At 67.4% G+C, this 1,889-nt stretch carries 3 protein-coding genes; all 3 read left to right on the top strand.

Going from position 1 to position 1,889, the window contains the following annotated elements:
• A partial coding sequence (locus ACKOED_RS12875) for a hypothetical protein (RefSeq protein ID WP_408916997.1) occupies nucleotides 1-799 on the top strand: 799 nt, incomplete at its 5' end.
• 17 nt (nucleotides 800-816) lie between these two features.
• Nucleotides 817-1,683, top strand: a complete 867-nt coding sequence (locus ACKOED_RS12870; protein ID WP_408916996.1) for a RecT family recombinase — start codon at nucleotides 817-819, stop codon at nucleotides 1,681-1,683.
• Entirely contained in the window at nucleotides 1,683-1,862 is a 180-nt protein-coding gene (locus ACKOED_RS12865; protein WP_408916995.1) for a hypothetical protein, read from the top strand. Before ACKOED_RS12870 ends, ACKOED_RS12865 begins: the two co-directional genes overlap by 1 nt.
• Nucleotides 1,863-1,889 lie beyond the last annotated feature (27 nt).

Below are 1,889 nucleotides of genomic sequence, written 5' to 3'. Positions count from 1 at the left end.
AGCATGTTCAATGCCTGACGCCCTGACCGGCCTGATCGGACACAACTCCCCTCCCCCCGACCTGCTGCTGGGCGAGCCCCTGCGCGACAGGCTGGCGGAAGAGAACGGCCAGCTGATCGCCCGCCGCGACGAACTCCTCGCCGCCGCCGCGCGCATTCCGGCGATCGACAGCGACGATGTCGCCGGCCGCGTGTCGGACTACATCAAACAGCTGACCGCCCTCACCAAGGCGGCGGAGTCGAAGAGGACCGATGCCAAGGAGCCCTATCTTGAGGGCGGGCGCAATATCGACGGCTTCTTCCGGGCCATCACGGACCCGGTCGCAAAGGCCAAGACCGCCATCGAGCGGCGGCTAACAGACTATCTCCGCGACAAGGAAGCCCGGGCCCGCCGGGAACGCGAGGAGCGGGAGCGCAGTGCCCGCCAGGCGGCCGAAACGGCCCGCCGTGAGGCCGAAGCGAAGGCCCGGGCCCTGACGGACGAGCCGAGCCTGGAGGCCGCCATCGCGGCCCAGAAGGCCGCCGAGACGGCCAGCGCCGACCTCGTGAAGGCAAGCCAGGCCGCCGCCGCGAAGCCGGCCGAGCTTTCCCGCACCCGGGGCGACTATGGCGCCGTCTCGTCGCTCCGCACCCAGTGGGACTTCGACGAGATCGACCGCGAAGCCCTCGATCTCGAGGCGCTCCGCTTCCACATCCCCGCCGACGGCCTCGAACGGGCCGTCCGCGCCTTCATCAAGGCCGGCGGCCGCGAGCTCAGCGGCACCCGCATCCACGAGACCACCGTCGCCTCCGTGCGCTGAACAGGAGAATGCTACCCATGAACCAGATTGCCGCCTCCGATACAAAACAGGTCCGCCCCCCATCGCTGCTCGCCGTGATGGCGGAGCGCTATCACATGGACCCGCAGACCTTCGCCAACACGGTCCGCAAGACCGCCATGCCCTCCAATGCCACGAACGAGGAGTTCGCGGCCTTGATGATGGTGGCCAAGGAATACAATCTGAACCCCATCCTCAAGGAGATCCACGCCTTCCCGAAGAAGGGCGGCGGCATCCAGCCCGTCGTCTCGATCGATGGCTGGGTGAGCCTCATCAACCAGCACCCCCAGCTGGACGGCTACCGCTTCGAATGGAAGACCGATGCCAAGGGCGATCCCGTCTCGTGCAAATGCATCATGTACCGGAAGGATCGAAAGCACCCGGTCGAGGTCGAGGAGTTCCTGAGCGAGTGCTTCAGGGCGACCGATCCCTGGAAGATGAAGCACCGCATGCTCCGCCACAAGGCGCTGATCCAGGCGGCGCGCTACGCCTTCGGCCTCAGCGGCGTCATGGACGAGGACGAGGCCGGCCGCATCGCCGCCATGAAGGACATCACGCCCGCCATGCGGCCGCAGATGTCAGACTTCGCCACCGCCGAGCCCGCGGGCCTGGTGTCCGGCGCGGAGACGGTGGACGAGAATACCGGCGAGGTCACCGGGCAGCCTGCCGAACCGCCCGCCGAACCGGCGGACGGGCCAAGCGCCGCGGACGCATGGCAGCTCGGGCATGAGGCGCGCGGCGCGGGCAAGGCCCTCAGGGCGGTGCCGCCCGAGTTCCGGACGCCCGACATGGACGTGTTCGCATCCGCCTGGACCGATGGCTGGCACGCCCGCGACGAGGAAATGGCGGCAGAGAAGAAGTTCTGATGATCGACGCAGTGCTCATCGAAATGGTCCGGCGGATGCTCGAGGTCCAGCACCAATTCTTCGCCGTGAGACGCCAGCCCGGCGCTCACATAGAGACCCTGGAAACATCGAGGCGCTCGGACCATCAACTGGACAAGTCTCTGACCGCGCGCGCACGCAAGCAGGAAGCATTGGTCTGATGTCGATCCGCTTTCATGTCGAGCCTC

The sequence above is a fragment of the Aestuariivirga sp. genome, assembly GCF_046093005.1.
GTDB lineage: Bacteria > Pseudomonadota > Alphaproteobacteria > Rhizobiales > Aestuariivirgaceae > Aestuariivirga.
Note: the sequence above shows the minus strand (reverse complement) of the source record. Positions and strands in the feature narration are given on the sequence as shown.